The 18,348-nt window shown below is 43.1% G+C and carries 20 protein-coding genes, 1 tRNA gene and 1 rRNA gene; 6 read left to right on the forward strand and 16 right to left on the reverse strand.

What is annotated here, in order from left to right; translation table 11 throughout:
- Positions 1-98: 98 nt before the first annotated feature.
- A complete protein-coding gene (locus tag CF394_RS07365; protein ID WP_094942655.1) occupies positions 99-827 on the forward strand; it encodes a CPBP family intramembrane glutamic endopeptidase in 729 nt (242 codons plus the stop codon).
- 36 nt (positions 828-863) lie between these two features.
- On the opposite strand, the gene tatC is transcribed toward CF394_RS07365, so the two are convergent.
- From tatC to CF394_RS07380, 3 genes are all read right to left on the reverse strand, one after another.
- Complete coding sequence (gene tatC, locus CF394_RS07370; protein ID WP_094942656.1) at positions 864-1,631, reverse strand: twin-arginine translocase subunit TatC; 768 nt, start codon at positions 1,629-1,631, stop codon at positions 864-866.
- Between the two features lie 16 nt (positions 1,632-1,647).
- The gene (locus CF394_RS07375; protein ID WP_094942658.1) at positions 1,648-1,842 is read right to left on the reverse strand and encodes a twin-arginine translocase TatA/TatE family subunit; all 195 of its coding nucleotides are present in this window, start codon (positions 1,840-1,842) and stop codon (positions 1,648-1,650) included.
- A gap of 93 nt (positions 1,843-1,935) precedes the next feature.
- On the reverse strand, positions 1,936-2,565 hold the full coding sequence (locus CF394_RS07380) for a redox-sensing transcriptional repressor Rex (protein ID WP_439332865.1): 630 nt from the start codon (positions 2,563-2,565) through the stop codon (positions 1,936-1,938).
- 126 nt (positions 2,566-2,691) lie between these two features.
- Between CF394_RS07380 and CF394_RS07385 the strand changes: the two genes are divergently transcribed.
- Positions 2,692-4,626 carry an ABC-F family ATP-binding cassette domain-containing protein gene (locus CF394_RS07385; RefSeq protein ID WP_094942661.1) on the forward strand — a complete coding sequence of 645 codons (1,935 nt, stop codon included), beginning with the start codon at positions 2,692-2,694 and terminating at the stop codon, positions 4,624-4,626.
- A 335-nt stretch (positions 4,627-4,961) separates the two neighbouring features.
- Here CF394_RS07385 and tsaD read toward each other — a convergent pair whose 3' ends face one another.
- The 5 genes from tsaD to CF394_RS07410 are packed head-to-tail and all read right to left on the reverse strand — an operon-like array spanning position 4,962 to position 8,220.
- Entirely contained in the window at positions 4,962-5,978 is a 1,017-nt protein-coding gene (gene tsaD, locus CF394_RS07390) for a tRNA (adenosine(37)-N6)-threonylcarbamoyltransferase complex transferase subunit TsaD (protein ID WP_094942662.1), read from the reverse strand.
- Positions 5,978-6,430, reverse strand: a complete 453-nt coding sequence (rimI, locus tag CF394_RS07395) for a ribosomal protein S18-alanine N-acetyltransferase (protein WP_094942664.1) — start codon at positions 6,428-6,430, stop codon at positions 5,978-5,980. The genes tsaD and rimI overlap by 1 nt, the downstream gene beginning before the upstream one ends.
- Positions 6,423-7,097 (reverse strand): tRNA (adenosine(37)-N6)-threonylcarbamoyltransferase complex dimerization subunit type 1 TsaB, encoded by a 675-nt coding sequence (tsaB, locus tag CF394_RS07400; RefSeq protein ID WP_094942665.1) that lies wholly within the window; start codon positions 7,095-7,097, stop codon positions 6,423-6,425. Before tsaB ends, rimI begins: the two co-directional genes overlap by 8 nt.
- Positions 7,078-7,542: a tRNA (adenosine(37)-N6)-threonylcarbamoyltransferase complex ATPase subunit type 1 TsaE gene (gene tsaE / locus CF394_RS07405; protein ID WP_341476733.1), complete on the reverse strand. Its 465-nt coding sequence runs from the start codon at positions 7,540-7,542 to the stop codon at positions 7,078-7,080. The genes tsaB and tsaE overlap by 20 nt, the downstream gene beginning before the upstream one ends.
- Before the next feature lie 60 nt (positions 7,543-7,602).
- The gene (locus CF394_RS07410; RefSeq protein ID WP_094942668.1) at positions 7,603-8,220 is read right to left on the reverse strand and encodes an SGNH/GDSL hydrolase family protein; all 618 of its coding nucleotides are present in this window, start codon (positions 8,218-8,220) and stop codon (positions 7,603-7,605) included.
- Between the two features lie 90 nt (positions 8,221-8,310).
- Here CF394_RS07410 and CF394_RS07415 point away from each other — a divergent pair, with 90 nt between their 5' ends.
- Entirely contained in the window at positions 8,311-9,378 is a 1,068-nt protein-coding gene (locus CF394_RS07415) for an acyltransferase family protein (protein WP_094942670.1), read from the forward strand.
- Positions 9,379-9,390: 12 nt separating this feature from the next.
- A complete protein-coding gene (locus tag CF394_RS07420) occupies positions 9,391-9,855 on the forward strand; it encodes a BsuPI-related putative proteinase inhibitor (protein ID WP_094942671.1) in 465 nt (154 codons plus the stop codon).
- 39 nt (positions 9,856-9,894) lie between these two features.
- Here the strand turns inward: CF394_RS07420 and CF394_RS07425 are convergent, their stop codons facing one another.
- The 4 genes from CF394_RS07425 to CF394_RS07440 form a co-directional block, all read right to left on the reverse strand.
- Entirely contained in the window at positions 9,895-10,737 is an 843-nt protein-coding gene (locus CF394_RS07425; RefSeq protein WP_094942673.1) for a sugar ABC transporter permease, read from the reverse strand.
- Positions 10,737-12,017: a carbohydrate ABC transporter permease gene (locus tag CF394_RS07430; protein ID WP_094942674.1), complete on the reverse strand. Its 1,281-nt coding sequence runs from the start codon at positions 12,015-12,017 to the stop codon at positions 10,737-10,739. The genes CF394_RS07425 and CF394_RS07430 overlap by 1 nt, the downstream gene beginning before the upstream one ends.
- Positions 12,018-12,131: 114 nt before the next feature.
- Positions 12,132-13,418, reverse strand: a complete 1,287-nt coding sequence (locus CF394_RS07435) for an extracellular solute-binding protein (protein ID WP_094942676.1) — start codon at positions 13,416-13,418, stop codon at positions 12,132-12,134.
- A gap of 284 nt (positions 13,419-13,702) precedes the next feature.
- Entirely contained in the window at positions 13,703-14,224 is a 522-nt protein-coding gene (locus CF394_RS07440) for a GyrI-like domain-containing protein (protein ID WP_094942677.1), read from the reverse strand.
- Between the two features lie 170 nt (positions 14,225-14,394).
- On the opposite strand from CF394_RS07440, the gene CF394_RS07445 reads away from it, so the two are divergent.
- On the forward strand, positions 14,395-14,718 hold the full coding sequence (locus CF394_RS07445) for a four-helix bundle copper-binding protein (RefSeq protein ID WP_094942679.1): 324 nt from the start codon (positions 14,395-14,397) through the stop codon (positions 14,716-14,718).
- A gap of 29 nt (positions 14,719-14,747) precedes the next feature.
- Here the strand turns inward: CF394_RS07445 and CF394_RS16285 are convergent, their stop codons facing one another.
- The 3 genes from CF394_RS16285 to CF394_RS07455 form a co-directional block, all read right to left on the reverse strand.
- A complete protein-coding gene (locus CF394_RS16285) occupies positions 14,748-14,861 on the reverse strand; it encodes a putative holin-like toxin (protein ID WP_369333188.1) in 114 nt (37 codons plus the stop codon).
- A gap of 85 nt (positions 14,862-14,946) precedes the next feature.
- A tRNA-Ala gene (locus tag CF394_RS07450) sits at positions 14,947-15,019 on the reverse strand.
- A 56-nt stretch (positions 15,020-15,075) separates the two neighbouring features.
- Positions 15,076-17,070, reverse strand: a complete 1,995-nt coding sequence (locus CF394_RS07455) for an ABC1 kinase family protein (protein ID WP_094942680.1) — start codon at positions 17,068-17,070, stop codon at positions 15,076-15,078.
- A 98-nt stretch (positions 17,071-17,168) separates the two neighbouring features.
- On the opposite strand from CF394_RS07455, the gene CF394_RS07460 reads away from it, so the two are divergent.
- Complete coding sequence (locus CF394_RS07460) at positions 17,169-17,495, forward strand: TIGR04104 family putative zinc finger protein (protein ID WP_094942682.1); 327 nt, start codon at positions 17,169-17,171, stop codon at positions 17,493-17,495.
- Positions 17,496-18,267: 772 nt separating this feature from the next.
- Here CF394_RS07460 and rrf read toward each other — a convergent pair.
- Positions 18,268-18,348: ribosomal RNA gene (gene rrf, locus CF394_RS07465) — 5S ribosomal RNA — on the reverse strand; the annotation flags it as partial.

The following is an 18,348-nucleotide window of genomic DNA, read 5'->3' on the forward strand; positions in this document are numbered from 1 at the left end:
GCAAGCAGGAAGATGAATTTTTGGCTAAATTTTTTTCGTGCGGTACAATATAGAAAGCATCTTTGATTTTGAAAGCTCAGAAAGGAATTTACCTACCTATGTCTCATCAAAAAATTGCCTTCTCTATATTGATCACGTATGTGTTAATGCAACTGTCTGGTGCAGTTGGACCTATCCCACTCGTTTTCTTATTTGAACGGTTGGGTTACGCGGACCCAGAAATGCAAGCCATCGGCTGGTGGATTTTCTCGAGTATGCTTGCAGCCGTCGTCATCTTTTTCTATTTCATCCGAAAAGATAAGACATTTTTAAAGCCACTTGGCCCTAAGCCTTCTAATACAGCAGGCGTTATCGGATGGGGAATCGTCGGATTCTTCATGGTGCTCTTTGGTCAAGCACTAGCCGCTGGAATTGAACAGTTGATCGGTATTGAGCCAGGTTCTGAGAACACGGCACTCTTTATTAAAATTGCTAAATCGGTTCCTGTCGTAGTGTTTGCTATCGCCATCTTCGCTCCTATCTTAGAAGAGATTTTGTTCCGTCGTATCTTATTCGGCATGCTGCTTCCAAAGACCAACTTCTTTATCGCGGCCTTGATTAGTTCCGTGATGTTTGGAATCATCCACTTTGAACTGAGCCACATCTTACTGTATTCAGTATCTGGATTTATATTCGCGTTTATCTACTATAAGACCAAGCGAATTGCCGCATCTATACTAGCCCATATGCTACTTAACGGATTCGTGGTACTCGTCCAGTTCTTCGCAGAAGACCTACAGAAGTTTGCAGAACGGTACGGGCAAGTGTTCATCACATTCTTTAACTAACGAAAAAAAGCCATCCTCGATGAAGGATGGCTTTCTTTATGCCTGTTGCATGCGCTGTTGTTCTTCAAGCTTCCGTTTCGCTTCAGCAGCTAAATACTTGCGGTACCCGAATCGTGAAATCGCAATACTGATCTCGTAAAGTAAGAACAATGGAACCGATGTAAATAGATGCGAAACAATGTCCGGTGGTGTAATGAAGGCCGCAATGATGAATAGGACAAAATATGCCATTTTTCGAGCCTTTACCAGCATTTGTGGATTTACTAGTCCCAGTCGTGTTAAAAACAATAAGACGATTGGAAGTTGGAAAATCACACCGAACGGAAGAGTGATTTGAAAAATAAAGTTAAAGTAATCGTTGATACTGATGATCTGCGTAATCCCCAGTTCTCCAGCCAGTCCTGTCATGAAAGACATCAAGTAGGGGAACAATAAAAAGTACGAAAACGCCACGCCACCTAAAAACAATAGGAAGGCAAACGGAATGTAGCTCAGCGTTGCACGGCGTTCTGGTTCATGCAGTCCTGGACTTACAAATGCCCAAAGTTGATAAAAGATTACAGGCGATGTAAAGGTGAACGCTAAAAACAGGACCACTTTTAGATAAATCAGAAATGGGTCCATCACTTGTAGCGCATTCAATGTAATATTTTCAGCGGTTTCCGCATTTTGAAGGTAATTGATCAGTGGTTTGGCTAAAAAAAAGCTACCAATCACAGCCACTGTTAAGAAGAGAACCATAACAAATAGCCGTTTTCGGAGCTCATTTAAATGTTCCACCACTGTAAATTCATTGTTATTCATGAATGAACATCCTAACTTACTTAACGTCAGATTTCGGTGGATCTACTTTTTTCACGTCATCATCGTCGTCATCTGCTAAGCCTTTTGTAGCCGTTTTAAATTCACGAAGCGTAGAACCCATAGCTCGTCCTAGCTCAGGCAATTTTTTCGGCCCGAACAAAAGAAGTGCAACAATACCAATAACAATTAAGCTGATTGGACCTGCAGTCATTGCGGGCACCTCCTTAAGTAGTATGCCTTCATCTTACATCATTTGCTACCAATTTGCTATTTCTACACCAAGTCTAGATGTGACAGTTTTACGTCAACTATGATTTCGAATCAAATAGATAAGCGTTTGTAACTCTACGGACAGATCAATAGTCTGGACGCGAATTTCTGGGCTGACACTTAGACGAACCGGAGTAAAATTCAAGATACCCTTGATACCGGTTGCTTCTAAACGAGTTGCTGTCTCTTGTGCTGTCCGACTTGGCACGGTTAAGATGCAAAGCTCTACGCCGTACTCTGCGATTTTTTCTTCGAGTAGATCAGGATGAAACACAGGTATTCCTGACTTCTCTTCCCCTTCAGCTGATGCATGTGTATCAAATGCCACCACAATTTTCGTGTTGTGGTTCTTTTGAAAATTGTAATTCAGGAAAGCAGTTCCCAAGTTCCCTACTCCGATCAAAGCCACATTCGTCGCTTCATCTTGATCGAGTGTCTGTCTGAAGAACTGAAGCAAGTGCTCCACATCGTAGCCGTACCCTTTCTTACCTAACGCACCGAAATGAGAAAAGTCTCGACGAATAGTCGCCGAATCAATGTTCATCGCATCGCTCAACTCTTGAGACGAAATACGGGTCTGTCCTGCTTTATGGAAGTTCTGTAAAAATCGATAGTATAAAGGCAAGCGCTTTGTCGTCGCCTGCGGGATTTTGGATTTATCCACTGTCACGCCATTCGCCTCCTGTAAATCAGCTTTATCTTACACCTCCCCCGCTGTTCTGTAAAGCGGGCGCATTGCTCATCAAAGCACTATCCAGTAAACTAAATAGAGAGAATTGAGGTGGAATCCATGATTGTATTACAAGTCCAAAATGTCACAAAATCCTTCGCTGGTGAAGAGGTTTTGATCAATTGTAAATTAGAAGTGAAAGAACGTGAACGTGTAGCACTGGTTGGTCGCAATGGAGCAGGTAAATCTACACTGCTTAAGATCATTGCTGGGGAGATGAGCTACGACTCCGGAAACATCGTGATTCCAAAAAACAAAACGTTTGGCTACTTAGAACAGCACTCTGGCCTTGATAGTCCCTTATCTATTTGGGATGAGATGATGACGGTCTTCGAACCACTGAAGCAACAAGAACGTCGACTCCGAGAGCTTGAACACCGGATGGCTGATCCTGCGGTTTACGAAGATGCCGTTGCCTATGAAAAAGTGACACAAGATTACGATCAGCTGCAGCTCGACTTCAAAGATGCAGGCGGCTTCCGCTATGAAAGTGATACGCGGTCAGTGCTGCACGGCTTGCAGTTTTATCCGGAAGACTATGACAAACCGGTCCAGTCGTTGTCTGGTGGTCAGCGAACACGTCTTGCTCTAGCTAAGCAGTTGTTAATCCAGCCGGACTTGCTGCTCCTTGATGAGCCGACCAACCACTTGGATATCGAGACCCTAGCATTCCTTGAAAATTATTTGAAAGGCTATCCTGGCGCTATCGTCATCGTTTCCCATGACCGTTACTTCTTAGACCAAGTCACGACACTCGTCTACGAGATTTCTCGTCGCAAAATCACCCGTTATGTAGGGAACTATTCGGCGTATCTCGATCAAAAAGCGCTCGATTACGAACGAGACGTCAAGCAGTTTGAGCGGGAACAAGAAGAAAAAGCGAAACTAGAAGATTTCATAAGCCGGAACCTCGCTCGTGCATCTACAACGAAAATGGCACAATCACGGAGAAAAGTGCTTGAAAAAACCGATTGGATGGACTCTCCTTCAGGAGACGAAAAATCGGCAGCATTCGGCTTTTCGATTGAACGCGAAAGCGGAAATGATGTGTTACGTCTTGATCAAGTTGCTATTGGCTATGATCAGAAGATGGTCTCTAAAGGAATTTCATTCCCTGTATATAAGAAAGATCGAATCGCCTTGATTGGACCAAACGGAATCGGCAAATCCACGTTACTCAAAACGGTGATGAAAAAATCGCCTCTTTTAGATGGAGAAATCCTGTACGGAACAAATGTACAATTCGGATACTACGATCAAGACCAAGCCGATTTAAAATCTACAAAGACGGTTCTCCAAGAACTTTGGGATGAATGGCCACTAATGAACGAGCGAGATGTACGTACAGCACTCGGACGCTTCCTGTTCTCAGGTGACGATGTGTTAAAGCCAGTATCTTCCCTATCCGGTGGAGAGAAGGCCCGACTGGCCCTTGCTAAACTAATGCTTTTAAAAGCTAATACGCTCGTACTTGATGAACCAACCAACCATTTGGACCTCGATAGCAAAGAAGTCCTCGAGAATGCGCTAATTGATTTCCCAGGAACTTTATTGTTCGTCTCGCACGACCGGTACTTTATTAACCGAATTGCCACGAAAGTGGTTGAGTTGTCACCAACCGGTAGTGAACTTTATTTAGGAGATTACGATTACTATTTAGAAAAGAAACAAGAAGAACTCGAACTCAAGCAACTAGCTGCTGTTGAGAACCAAGCTACGCGAAGATCTGAACCCGTTGCTTCGACCACTCAAATCGACAAAAATGCAAAAAAGCGTGAACGTCAAATCACGCGCAGGATTACAGAAATTGAAGAATCGATGCACCAACTTGAGACTCAGAAAAAGAGTATCGAAGAAGAATTGTGCAAACCGGAAGTCTTTGGAGATCATGAGCAAGTGAGTGCCTTTAACTCGGAACTAGAAACCCTCACTGACCAACATGATGAATTGTCTATCGAATGGTTAGAGTTGCAGGAAGAATTAGAAGCATTATAGGAAGAGCCAGCATTCGTGCTGGTTCTTTTCTTTTTCGACAGAATCCCCTATATGTTGGTCAAGAGGAAATTTTAAAAATTTCTCTTCCACAGATTCATACACAGTCAAAATGGCTTTATATAAACTGTCAACAGACTTATACACATTATCCACAAGTCTAATTGGTAGTTATTCACACAAAAGAAGAATAATCCACCACAACATATTGTGTTATCCATAGTTACCCACAAGTTACTAACAGATTGTGCATAAGTACAGATGTTCCCTCTTGACGAATCTCGTCACATTTGATAATTCTCTGTAATTTTTGTAATAAAAAAGACCGTAGAGTATCTCTACAGTCTTGTCCAACTCACTAGTGGCATGCCCGGACGTCCATTCATAGCATAATCACTACGTTCTCCCGCAATAAATTTTGAGTAGCCTGCTGCCGCGATCATCGCTGCATTGTCTGTGCAAAGCGGTAAACTTGGAACATAGAACGGGATTCCTTGTTTCTCAAACGTCACTTCAAGAGTAGTTCGCAAGCCTTTATTGGCTGCAACCCCTCCTGCTGCAATGACCTGTTTCACGCCGTATTCTTCTGCTGCACGACGCGTCTTCTCAACGACCACTTCTACAACACTTTGTTGAAACCCAGCTGCTACATGTGAAGGATTGATCTCTTGTCCTTTTTGTTGAAGATTGTGTTGGTAGTTAATGACCGCAGACTTCAAGCCGCTGAAGCTAAAATCATACGACCCATCTTCTAACCACACGCGAGGAAACTCGACAGCACCATCACTTTGCTCTGCTAATCGGTCAATATGAGGTCCTCCTGGATAAGGTAATGATAGCACGCGCGCCACTTTATCGTATGCTTCTCCAGCTGCGTCATCTCGCGTCTCGCCTATCTTTTCAAAGTGGCCATCTTGCTGCATGACGATCAATTCCGTATGACCACCTGAGATAACTAGAGATAGCATAGGAAACTCCATCGGATTTTCAAGTGCGTTCGCATAAATATGCCCTGCTATATGATGAACACCAATCAAAGGAAGCTGATGCGCAAATGCGAATGCTTTTGCCGCTTGAATCCCAATAAGAAGTGCTCCTACTAGACCAGGGCCTTCCGTTACGGCAACTGCATCCAGCTGCTTCGGGGTCAGGCCAGCTTCTTCAAGCGCTTGTTCAATCACGAGTGTGATTTGTTCTACGTGATGACGAGAGGCCACTTCAGGTACGACTCCGCCAAAACGTTTGTGACTATCAATTTGTGACGCAACTATATTGGAAACGATCGTCGTCCCATCTTTGACGATAGCTGCCGCTGTCTCATCACAACTCGTCTCAATTCCTAATATATATGTCATTAAAATTCCACCCACATTACGAGCGCATCTTCATGCGTATCCGTATAGTAATTTTTCCGGATTCCACCGTCTCGGAATCCTAATTTGCGGTACAGGTTTTGAGCGACATCATTCGTCACACGAACTTCGAGTGTCATGATGCGTCCACCGTACTCTTTTGTGACACGAATAGCTTCTCTCATTAAAAGCTCGCCGTACCCTTTTCCTCTGCACTGAGTGGTCACTGCCACATTGGTAATATGGCATTCATCCGTGACGAGCCACATCCCGCAAAATGCTACGATGTTTCCTGGTTCAAGCTCTCCGACGATGTAATACGCAAACTTGTTTGCAAGCATTTCATTGACGAAGGCTTCGCGTGTCCAAGGGGTTGGGAAGGCTTCTTTTTCTAGTTCCCATACACCATCCACGTCTTCAAGTGTCATCTTTCGAAAAGAGATCGTGTTATTCATTTGCTTTCATCCAGTTCACTTCGGCTTCTGTCAGACGCAAATAATCGGGAGTGAGCGTATGAATCTCTGGTGTCGGTTCACTATGCTGAGCAAGTGCGACTAGCTCTGAAGCACGCGGTAGTTGTTCAGCCACACCAGCTAAGTAAGAGGTAAGTCCAGATGCCGCAATGGCTTCTGTGAACTTATGGACATCTTGTCCGCACCATAATACTGGCTGCTCCTGTTCATGTAAGAAGGTAAGTAACTCATCAAAAGCAAGATGTCTCTCTACCAGTGGCTGCTGGTCCTGGTACACACCAGCAAAGACATGCTGACGTCTCGCATCCATGATACTAACCGTGACCCCTGAGAACCATTTTCCCGGTGCCGCAAGCACTGCGAGACTTGAAACCGGGTAAACAGGAATTTCTAGTGACCAAGCGAGTGTCTTAGCAAGTGTCATTCCAATTCGAATACCCGTGTAAGAACCCGGTCCTTTTGCTACTGCAATGGCATCCAGTTGGTCGGGTGTAATCCCGGCCTCTTTCATGATGCGCTCAATAGCCGGCATCGCTGCCACAGAATGCGTCGTCGGAAAACTATCCGTATGTTCAATCAACACGCGTCCCTCTTCAACGAGTGCCACGCTGAGTGGTGTGTTTGATGTATCAATCCCTAGCCAAATCATGTGCCATCTCCTCAAGTACCTGTTGATATCGCTCTGATGTTGTCGTCATCGTACAAATTCTCTCACCGTTATCTGACAATCGGATTGTCATTTCGATGCGGTCGTCAGGTAAAGCGTAGTCAATAAACTGCGCCCATTCTACAACAGACACGGCCTGCTCGTCAAAATAGTCATCCCATCCTAAATCTTCTTCACTGTCTGCTAGACGGTAGACATCCATATGATAAAACGGCAGACGCCCTTCGTATTCCTTCACAATTGTAAAGGTAGGACTGTTTACATTGCCTTCTACTCCAAGGCCAGCCGCAAAAAACTTTGTCCATGTCGTCTTCCCTGCCCCTAGATCCCCTTCAAGCGTGATCACTTCGCCGCCTTGCATTCGTAAGGCAAGAGCCTGAGCATGAGATGTTGTATCTTCTAAAGTTGTCCAAATAAATTGATGCATTGTCATTCTCCGTTCTGTTCACTGCCCTTCATTATAATATGAAGCGCAAGAAGTTGCCACCTACGCAAACCAGCTCTTCACGCGGTCAAAGAAACTGATTTTACGAGGAGATAGCGTCTCTTTCTTTTGTTGAATGACAGGTACTAGAGTTTCGGCTACCACTGCATATCCCGCTTCTCCGTAATGAAGGCCATCATCTTCTTTTCCCTTAAGGGCCACAGCAAGGTTCGGATGCTTCATAAAGGCCGCATAGAGATCTGCAAACCCTGTTTTGTACTCTGCGACGACCTCTTTCACAGCATCTCCGTAAGCTTCTAGCACTTGATTGGAGCGCTGCGTCTGCTTCGTTTCGTCAACTGGTGGCGGCGTTACCAAAATGCATCGTTCTGGCCCGATGGCTTGTACCATCTGCTCAAGGTTTGCTTTGTACATTTCTCGAGCTACGTGCTTATGAGCAGAAGAATCATTAGATCCAAACTGGATAACGACTAAATCCGGATGCTGCGCCAAAATATCTTTAGAAAACCGCTTCATGGCATCGTTTGTCGTATTGCCACTGACTCCCTTGTTAATAAGCTCATCTTGTGGGAAATGCGGTTGTAACTTTGCGTTGATCATCGGCTCCTTCAAGCCTTCATGCCGAGCTGTTAAACTATCTCCAAATAGGATGATTTTCATAGTGACTTTCCTCCAGGTTTTGAATGTATCAAAATGATGGTATTATATCGTGTGGACATTTAATTTCTCCTCTTGAAAGGAGGGTGCCAAATGGCAAAAAAACGCATACATTGGCTCGATGCAGCAAAAGGATTTCTCATGATTCTAGTTGTACTTGGGCATTACCCACACGAGATGCCATTTCCACTGATCCAATATATTTACTGGTTTCATATGCCCGCTTTCTTCTTATTAAGTGGAATTTTCTTTAAAGAAGTGCACTCTCTCAAAGAAGCAAACGGAACTTTAACAAAACGCTTTATGCAACTGTTATTCCCGTATTTCTTCTTTTTACTCGCAATCACTTCAGTTCGGTATTCTATCGAACTGGCCACTCTGAATTTTGATTGGCGTTGGTATGCAGAAGATTTCTTAAAGATTTTAATTGGTGGACGTTTTGCACGTGGTGCTTACGGGGTGATTTGGTTCATCACTACCCTATATTTCTCTTATGTAATCTTTACATTCTTGACTCTTTATACGAAACGCACGACACAATGGGCTGTCCTCTTCCTATTATATACGATTGCGCACATCCAAAGCTTTTGGGCAATGGACGTTGTAGGCGGCGCACCGGACCAAGCTAGTCAAGCAATTCCAATGTTGTGGAACCTGGACGTCGCTTTTATTGCCGTCGTGTACTTTGCAATTGGAAGTTATTTAAAGTCGTTCTGGTTAGAAGTACCGAATAAAGTGGGAGTAGCAGGACTTTTCGTGACTATCATAGCAATAGCAGTCGATAAAATCGGCTGGATCGATTACCACCTGAGTCTGAAGTTTTTACGCTACAATCACTTCGTCTTGGACCTAGTAATCCCACTAGCGATGATTGTCGTATTTGTGTGGGTGTTCCAGTTGCTTGCTAAATACCTCGAAATGAAGCCTATGCAGTTTATTGAAAGTCACTCGATTGCCATCATGTACTTGCATATCTTTACGTATATGATTTTAAATGACTATTTCTTACTCGGACCTATTGGGTTTACCGTAGCAGGCATCGTGTTTCCAATACTTGCATCACTGGCTATTCAAAAACTCATTCCGCACGGCGAAGTCGTCTTAGGAAACATTTCTCGTCTCCGTGTAACGAAAAAGCAACTGAACCGTTCTAATGGCTAAAGGAGGACGAGGATGATGAAAAAATGGTGGATTATTTGGATGTTTGGAATTCTGCTACTTGCCGCTTGTGGCTCTACAGAAATGAATGAATCTTCAGGAGAGGGCGGCGAAGAAATGACTAATGAATTGACACAACAGATCAAAGAAGAGAATGGAGATTACTTTTTAGTGATTACCAATGGTACAGAGGAAGATGTCACATTAACTTTCACAAGTGGCCAGCAATTTGAGTACCAACTCTTTGATGACGCTGGAGAAACCGTCTATACGTATTCCATGAACAAAATGTTTACACAAGCTTTAAGCGAACAAGTCGTTGCTGCAGGAAAATCTTGGGAACAACCACTCGACCTCAAGAATGAGCTTGCTTCTATGTCAGTTCCTGAAGGCACTTATCGTTTAGAAGTCTGGTCTTTAGCAGAGCAGTTCGATGGTGAGAAAGTATCGATTGACGACTTTGAATGGTCTGGACAGTAAAAAAAGCACTTCCCATTTTCTCTGGGAAGTGCTTTTTTATTACCCTTTCGTTCCTCCAGCCGTTAGACCAGAAACGAAATACTTTTGGAACACTAAGAACAGCAACGCGATTGGAACCGATACTAAAACAGCACCAGCAGCAAACGTTGTGAATGAGTTCCCGAACTGCTTTGCTACTAAGTCATAAAGACCAACAGCTAGTGTATACTGTTCATTTGAACGTAGTAAGATGCGTGCAATGATGAAGTCCCCTAATGGGGCAATGAACGCGAACAAAGCAACTACCGAGATGATCGGTTTTGCAAGCGGCATGATAATCTGAATGAAGATACGGAAATGTCCTGCCCCGTCCATACGAGCCGATTCGTCCAAGTCTTTAGGGATGGTATCCAAGTACCCTTTCATTAACCACGTACTCATAGGAATTTGTCCACCTACATAGAACAAGATCAATCCAAGGTGCGTATCAATTAACTGAAGACGTGTTGCCAATACAAAGATAGCAATAAGAGCTGCAAAGTTTGGAATCATTTGCAGAATTAAAAACGTCATCAACCCGTTTTTGCGTCCCACGAATCGATATCGGGAAAACGAATAGGCTGTAAATGATACTAAAATGACTGAGAAAATCATTGTCATCAAACTGATTTTCATAGAGTTCCAATACCATAACAAGTAATTAGAGCTTTCTAAATCAAATAAGAGTTGATAATGCTTTAGTGTTGGATTATCAGGGAAAATCTTAGAACTATTCAAGCTATTCCCAGGGTTGAAGGAAGAACCTAAAACCCAAAGAAGTGGATACAACACAATAGCAGCCATTATCAAAATAATCAGGTAGGAAATGGTCAAACGAATGAGTTTGCTTTGTTTCTTCGTCATTACATCATATCCTCCTCTTGGAACGACTTCGTTCGTTTAAACTGCCATAACGCTACGGTAATAACAATGATAGAAAGAATCATGGTGATTGCGGCAGCTTTTCCATATTGAGCACTTGTCATCGTCAAGCGGTAGATCCATGAAATCAAGATATCCGTACCGCCCGCATTCTGACTCGGAAGTGCCGGGCCTCCTCCATTGAATAGGAAGATAACATTGAAGTTGTTAAAGTTAAAGGTATATTGCGTAATAAGAATCGGTGCTGTCGCATAAAGAACTAACGGCAGTGTGATGGAGAAGAATTTTTGGAATACAGAAGCTCCGTCCACATCTGCTGCTTCATATAATTCTTCTGGAATCGACTGTAAGATCCCTGTCGTCATAGCGAAAATGAACGGGAATCCTAACCATGTCTGAATCATGATTAGTGCAAGACGCGTGAACGTCTCATTTGTCATCCAAGGGATAGGATCCATACCAATCATCGGTAAGACAACTTTATTAATAGCCCCTAAATCGTTAAACATTCCAGAGAAAATCAGGATCGTGATAAATGATGGCACTGCCCACGGTAAAATCATGATGGTACGGAACAGCACTTTTCCTTTCAAGTCTTTCTGATTGATTAGAATCGCCAAGAAAATTCCAAGGGCTACTTGTAAAGTCGTAGCTCCAAACGTCCACACAATCGTCCATGTTAAAACAGAGAAGAATGTAGAACGCCAAACTTCTAATGCGAAAATATCTTTAAAGTTTTGAAGTCCTACCCAGTCCACTAAGTTCGCTGGTGGTGAGTGGTACAAATCATAGTTCGTAAACGCTAGTAGCAATACAAAGATGATCGGGAAAATAACTACAAAGATCAATAAGAAGAATCCTGGTGAAATCATCAAGTAAGGGAATCCATTATCGATCAGGTTATGGTATTGCTTTCTGACTGAGTTGACGCCTTCACCAAGGTCACGGCGTTTTCCGTTGTGATACGCATCATAAAGATTGAAAGCATAAATCCCTAATCCCATAACGGTCAGGATTACAGCAATGATTCCATCAATCAATAAGAAAATAGAGTGGTCAAGCTTTGGAATCTCTCCTAAAGTAAATAACCCCCAGTAGCCAACTCCCATATATTCAAAAAATACTGAGCCAAATGAAACAGCCAAAATCAGAAAGACAAGACCTTTAAGAATTTGTTTATTATAAAATTGCCCGAATCCTGGCAGGATAGATAATAGCAGCGCCGTTTTACGATGCTTTTTGGAAGATGTTGAATCTTTCATTCGGCCTAGCCTCCTATAGTGCAGTGCACGTAATACTCAAATCTATGTACAAAAAAATAGGAAGGAAAAGCGGTGGCACCGAAGTACCTGTCCGCTTTTCCACCTAATTAGGAATTAGTGATTTGTTTCAATGTTTGTCTTGATTTGATCAACAGCTTCATCTAAAGCAGATTTAGCATCCGCTTTTTCTGTTGCAATTGTTTGTAGAGCTGAAGCCATTGGGCCCCAAACCTCGCCCATTTCTGGGATGTTAGGCATTGGAACTGCATATTGAGATTGTAATGCTACTGCTTTTGCGCCTTCGTTGTCAGCGATCGCTGGATCTTCAACTAGAGCAACGTTTGCAGGAATCTCAGATACTGCTTCAAAACGAGCAAGTGATACTTCATCACTTGTTAAGTGTTCGATTAATTTTGTTGACCAGTATGGATACTCAGTGAATGCAGTCACGTTCCAACCTTTAACACCCATGAATGTTTTCATTGGCTCGCCGTTTGGAAGTGTTGGCATTGCTGATACACCGATATCGATACCAGCGTCACGCATACCTTGGAATGCCCAAGGACCGTTCATAACTGAAGCTACTTTACCGTCGTTGAATAAGCCGTCCATTGCTGCTCCACCTGTTTCACCTACGATAGCTTTAGGGAATAGTCCTTCAGCATACCATTGTTGAATGTAGTCAGCACCTTCTACTGCGCCTTCGTTGTTTAGACCGATGTCTTCACGATCTAGACCATCAGCAGTTTCTTTGAACACGTAACCACCCATACCACCTAGTACAGCGTGTGAGAAGTAGAAGTTATCCCATAGTGCTAAGAAACCGTAGTTGTCACCTGAAGTGAAATCTTTAGAGAATGTGTAAAGCTCGTCCATTGTAGCTGGAGCTTCTTCCATTAATGCTTTGTTGTAAATAAATACTGGTGTTTCAGTTGCTTTTGGTAATCCGTAAAGAGCACCGTTGTACATTTGAGCTGATACTGCAGACTCACTGTAGCGAGCTAAAATATCCTCTTCAACTGTAATTTCTTGAATCAAACCTTCTGTTACAACTTGACCAATTTGGTCATGTGGAAGTGTTACAATATCAGGAGCGCTTCCCGCTGGACCATCTAAACGTAGTTGGTCACGGATTGCATCTGCCATGTTTAACTCTTTAAATTCAACTTGAATTCCGTGTTCTTCTTCAAATGATGCAATTGCATCTTCTAACCAGCCTGCAGACTTGTCAATGTCTTCCCAAATAACAAGTTTCTCTGGCTTTTCTTCTGTAACTGCTTGTTCAGTTCCAGAATCAGACCCCTCTGGTGTTTCTGCCTGTTCTTCACGATCTGGTGCACAAGCTGCAACAATCATCGCGACGAAAAGTGCTAGCAACAATACTAACCAATTCTTTTTCATAATGCCCCTCCTCTAGGTTTTCCCCACTCATGCAAGCGTTTGCACAAAGCACACAATAAAATTCCACTCTAGTTCTTTCTGGATCTTTCTATGTAATCCATTTCGAATTGTGGGTGAAAGCAGTGAAAACGTTTGCATAAATTTAACTTTATTATAGCGTGAATTCATAAGATTACAATGCTTTTTTTCATGTTTTCTGTAAAATTGGGAGTTTCGATTCACATGGTACTTTAAAATATCCGAACTTTACAATAAAAAAGTCCATCCCATCTTCATAGGAAGGACTATCGAACAGCTAAATAGACGTCTACCTCGTTAACACTTGTAAAAGGATTGTAGGAAAGACTCCATTCTTCTAAATCAAATCCAAGAGGTGTATATTCTTGATGTTCTTCACAAAATGCAAATAAATAATCATGAGTGTCATGAATCTCTTGTGGGCTACCCATATGTTTTGCTTTCATGTAATGACATGCTGGAACTGTATAACTGACCATGTTGTCAGGTAGTGATAGCGCTTTTCTTACTTTGTATCCGATAATATGCTTAAATCGATCTTGTCGAGGATTGAAGTGTTCCGTAAGTGGATAGGACTGGATGAATGTGACTTCATCTGTCATTCGGTCTGGTACAAGATCTTTATGTAGCACTAACTCATTGTAATACGCTAAGTCGAGCTTATTCTTTTCAAGCTCTACTAGACTGGCTTCAAACTGATATCCGACAATCGTAAAAGCATCACGCTTCAAAAGCTTGGGTTGCATCTTTGTTCCCTCCATTAAATGCGTCATCTCTACTTGAACCATCTTCCGTCCTCCTTTTTACGCTTCTATAGTGTCATTCGAAATAATACTTTATTTTCAGGGGGTCTTTACCTGAGTATAGCAAATGACTGTTCTCTCAAAATTGGGAAATGTTTTAAACTAGTATTCTTAGGGAAGGATACAACTAACGACTAATGGAGGAGGAATACGTAATGAACTCAGACTCTCAGCAACTGCTTTCTACCTTACATGACTGCGCAGCCGCTTGTAATCACTGTTTTGATGCATGCCTTCAGGAAGAAGATGTGAAGATGATGGCAGAATGCATTCGATTAGACCGGGAGTGTGCCGATTTTTGCTCTTATTTAGAACAGGCAATCATGAGAAACTCACCGTTTATCAAACAACTGGCTGCACTTTGTGCGGAAATCTGTGAAGCTTGTGCAGATGAATGTGGAAAGCATGATCACGAACATTGTCAGCATTGTGCAAAAGCGTGCAAGGCATGTGCGGAAGCTTGCCGTCAATTTGCTTAAGATTTTATTGGCCGTCCTAAATAGGGCGGCTATTTCTTTTGGGTGAAGGAGTACGATAAGGCCAATATACTTACAATCAATGTTCCAAAACCAATCATCATAGAGATCCCTTCAAAAAATGTCATTTGCCTCACCTCTTTCATGTGAGTTCATTATATCGTACATATGTTCGTATTTTCAACAAAAGAAAAACGGCTTTACGCCGTATTTCAATTTTCCCAAGTTGTATGGAGACTATCGGGATCGAACCGACGACCTCTTGCATGCCATGCAAGCGCTCTCCCAGCTGAGCTAAGCCCCCGTGCTCTCTCATTTTAGCGGAACACGGGCAGTTTGAAAAGAACAATTTGAACTTAACTACAGTTTTTTTATGTCTCGAATTGCTTGAACTGACAACCGGACCAATAAAATTGCACATAAGAATAACCCCACATAAGAAACGGTATTTAAGTAGACTGCATATACCGTTTCAATGACTTGTGCAATAGCAAGTAAAGCGACAGAAATAATTCCGAACGTGATTCCTACCATTAATAAGACGAACTTCGAGAATAACAGTGTAATAAATTGATTGTTCGCTTTATCCGAAAAAATATCGTGGTGTAGAATGATCTTTCCGCCTTCTATGCGCTTGATCAATTGATCCATTCGTCGTGGGAACTTCCGAAGTGCCGGAAGCGCTAATGCCAACTCTTCTTCTACTGTCCTCCACACTTCTTTTGGTTCCTGGAAAGGTTTCTTCCACATCTCTCGCATGTAGTCTTCAGAGAAGTCTTTTGCCTCCCCGAATGTATCAAAGCTCGGATGAATTGCAGTCAGTGTGCCGTCAAGAGTTACGATCGAACGGAGTGCTTGAGCGACAGATGGATAAAAATGAAGGCCATGTTTTCGCACAATCGCAAATAAAGTAAAGACGAGCTCTTGCGTTGGAATCTTGTCGACATAAGATACTTTTAACAAAAGCTGTCCGATTTCTTGTTCCATTACAACACGGTCAAGATGGCTTGAATCGGAGATCATCTTGGTCATTGCATCGAAAATAACACTTTCATTTGATTGATGCAGACCTAGCAAGAAAAGATGAAATGCCTCTTGTTGCTCATTTGGCATTCTGCCTACCGCACCAAAATCAAGAAGTGTCGCTTCTCCTGTCTTTCCATCAATGAAGATATTCCCAGGATGCGGATCTGCATGAAAGATTCCTGGGCCAATCATTTGTTCAAAGAAGGAATACAGAATGGACTGAGCCAGTTCGTACCGGTCAAGCCCATGTTGGATGATGAGCTCATCGGCTTCCGTAATTGTGCATCCTTCAATGTATTCTTGAACAATCATTTTATCATTGCTAAAACGGGTGTATACCATAGGCACCTTTACTGGGTAGACACTTGTGTTCACGGTCTGCGCAATTTGAAGGGTGTTCCGGACTTCTATCGAAAAATCGATTTCTTCTTTTAATCCTTCTGCAAAACCTTTTGCCAAGTCTTTAAACCCGATGCTCTCCGCCCAGGCCGACTTTTCTGAAATCCATTCTGCAAAATCTAGAAGAATTCCCAAGTCGTCTTCCATAATCTCTGAAACATCCGGTCGTAGTAGCTTTACTACTACAGGCAGATTGCTCTCTCGTAATGTAGCCATGTGGACTTGACCAATAGATGCAGCCGCGAGTGGCTGATAATCAAAGGAACTAAATGTGTCTTCAACCGTACCCGGAAGAGATTCGTTGAGTACTTGAATCACTAGTTCTTCAGATAATGGAGTCACATGCTGTTGGAGATTGCTCAGTTCTCGAATAAACGCACGTGGGAATAGTTCTGATCGTGTAGAGAGCACTTGACCAAACTTGACGAAGATTCCCCCTGCTTGCTCTAGTGTATCCCGAAAAGCTCGTGCCAATTCCTCCTCGTTTTCTCGATGACGTGCATAACTCAGTGCTCGAGTGAACCCATTGGCCATGGCAATTTGAAGCACTGCCCGAAACCGTCGCTGCCTCCGTCTATACACAAACATCCTCATGATGAACGAGGCATGATTAGAGGGCTTTCCCCGCTCTGTTAAAGCTCTAGGGTCGAACAGCTCGAAAAATAAATACAGTAACATCGCGATCAATAACATGCTGCCCGCCCAAATGATAGCACTTGGATCCGTTACAATATCATAAAACTCGTTCGTTAAGAAATCTGTGGTTCGCAGATACGAATACCAGTACACCACTGTCGTTAAAATCACACTTATCAAGACGGCTAAGATGCGTTTCACAAAGTTGATTCGTGTTCCCATCAGCCTGCCGCTGATCCAGTAAATAGCAAACGCTATAAATACCATAATAAGAATTAATCCGGCTACTTTCATCTGCGATTTCCCCCTTCTTCCTTTATTTTCACGTATAAACCATAGAATAACAACCACATTTTCCCGTGGTATACTGAAGTGAAGGAGTTGGATTTTGAATGGATGCAAAACGAACATGTCAAAACTGTGGGAAAACGTGGCCTTATCCTGCTGCCTTAAAGAAAGCATGGCTCGGTAGATCTGGTCAAGCTTGCCCCTACTGTGGTGAGACGCAATACCTCTCCGCTCATTCCCGTATGCGAAGCGGAACATACGCTGTCATGGTCATGGTAGCGATCCTGTTAATTCGAGTTTTAGTCGACCTAACTGCACTGGAATCAGCCTTCGTGGCAATTGGCTTATTCCTGATCGTTTTTCTGATTTTTCCGTTCACGATTGAGCTTACAGGGAAAGATCAACGTTTTGTTGATATGAAGAGAAAATAACAAGGAAGTCTGCCTGCATCTCGTTGGAGATGTGGGTTTTTTTAATAGAAGAGATTGGTGACAAAAGGGCCTTCTAGGAAGGGCTTTGTGACTCAAGGACTTTTCTAGGTGGAAAGGTTTGAGGATTTGATATATTCGAAGAGATTTTTCAGTTATTCGGTACCGAACTGGCGTGTTGAGATTGGAAAAGTAGGGTTTACAACTGCTACGTTGGCGTGAATCGTCGGCAGATGGAACGTTTACGGCGGCAGATTCTGATTTTACGTCGGCAGTTGCTGCGTTTTCGTCGAGACCTAGAATGGAGTACCTACTTCAGTGGCTCGAGTTTCAGTCGCATCTCCAAGTATCTGCCGTAGTTCCTTGAGTATCTGCTGCAGATGACAGCTTATCGGCCGCAGTTGCTCGAATATCGGTCGCATCTCCAAGTATCTGCCGTAATTCCTTGAGTATCTGCTGTAGATGGCGGCTTATCGGCCGCAGTTGCTCGAATATCGGCCACACTTTCAAGTATCTGCACCAATAGTCTTCACCACATATGCCCTTGCTAGAAAGTCCTTCCCCATTAAAGGGCTTGCCCTAAGAATTGGCTGTGCATCTTCACGTAATCGAGTTGCAGGCGTTAGAAATACATTCAAAGATCATTCGCACCCACAGAGGCAAAGGGCGCCTCTATGGGTACGCCTGATCTCCGAAGCATTTCTGGGCGAACGCCTTACACATCTAAAAATATACAAAAAAGGCCATCCCTCTCGGGATGACCTCTTTCCATGTTGCCCAGCGACGTCCTACTCTCACAGGGGGAGACCCCCAACTACCATCGGCGCTGAAGAGCTTAACTTCCGTGTTCGGTATG

The organism is Tetzosporium hominis (assembly GCF_002265435.1).
Lineage (GTDB): Bacteria > Bacillota > Bacilli > Bacillales_A > Planococcaceae > Chryseomicrobium > Chryseomicrobium hominis.

Coding starts and splice junctions, on each gene's coding strand:
- tsaE (WP_341476733.1), bottom strand. CDS start 7,542: ATGCATCAATTTATTTGGACAACTTTAGAAGATACAACATCTCATGCT.
- CF394_RS07440 (WP_094942677.1), bottom strand. CDS start 14,224: ATGGTTCAAGTAGAGATGACGCATTTAATGGAGGGAACAAAGATGCAA.
- tsaB (WP_094942665.1), bottom strand. CDS start 7,097: ATGATTTGGCTAGGGATTGATACATCAAACACACCACTCAGCGTGGCA.
- CF394_RS07435 (WP_094942676.1), bottom strand. CDS start 13,418: ATGAAAAAGAATTGGTTAGTATTGTTGCTAGCACTTTTCGTCGCGATG.
- rimI (WP_094942664.1), bottom strand. CDS start 6,430: ATGAATAACACGATCTCTTTTCGAAAGATGACACTTGAAGACGTGGAT.
- tatC (WP_094942656.1), bottom strand. CDS start 1,631: ATGAATAACAATGAATTTACAGTGGTGGAACATTTAAATGAGCTCCGA.
- CF394_RS07420 (WP_094942671.1), top strand. CDS start 9,391: ATGATGAAAAAATGGTGGATTATTTGGATGTTTGGAATTCTGCTACTT.
- CF394_RS07410 (WP_094942668.1), bottom strand. CDS start 8,220: ATGAAAATCATCCTATTTGGAGATAGTTTAACAGCTCGGCATGAAGGC.
- CF394_RS07445 (WP_094942679.1), top strand. CDS start 14,395: ATGAACTCAGACTCTCAGCAACTGCTTTCTACCTTACATGACTGCGCA.
- CF394_RS07455 (WP_094942680.1), bottom strand. CDS start 17,070: ATGAAAGTAGCCGGATTAATTCTTATTATGGTATTTATAGCGTTTGCT.
- CF394_RS07460 (WP_094942682.1), top strand. CDS start 17,169: ATGGATGCAAAACGAACATGTCAAAACTGTGGGAAAACGTGGCCTTAT.
- CF394_RS07430 (WP_094942674.1), bottom strand. CDS start 12,017: ATGAAAGATTCAACATCTTCCAAAAAGCATCGTAAAACGGCGCTGCTA.
- CF394_RS07375 (WP_094942658.1), bottom strand. CDS start 1,842: ATGACTGCAGGTCCAATCAGCTTAATTGTTATTGGTATTGTTGCACTT.
- CF394_RS07425 (WP_094942673.1), bottom strand. CDS start 10,737: ATGACGAAGAAACAAAGCAAACTCATTCGTTTGACCATTTCCTACCTG.
- CF394_RS07365 (WP_094942655.1), top strand. CDS start 99: ATGTCTCATCAAAAAATTGCCTTCTCTATATTGATCACGTATGTGTTA.
- CF394_RS16285 (WP_369333188.1), bottom strand. CDS start 14,861: ATGAAAGAGGTGAGGCAAATGACATTTTTTGAAGGGATCTCTATGATG.
- tsaD (WP_094942662.1), bottom strand. CDS start 5,978: ATGACATATATATTAGGAATTGAGACGAGTTGTGATGAGACAGCGGCA.
- CF394_RS07415 (WP_094942670.1), top strand. CDS start 8,311: ATGGCAAAAAAACGCATACATTGGCTCGATGCAGCAAAAGGATTTCTC.
- CF394_RS07385 (WP_094942661.1), top strand. CDS start 2,692: ATGATTGTATTACAAGTCCAAAATGTCACAAAATCCTTCGCTGGTGAA.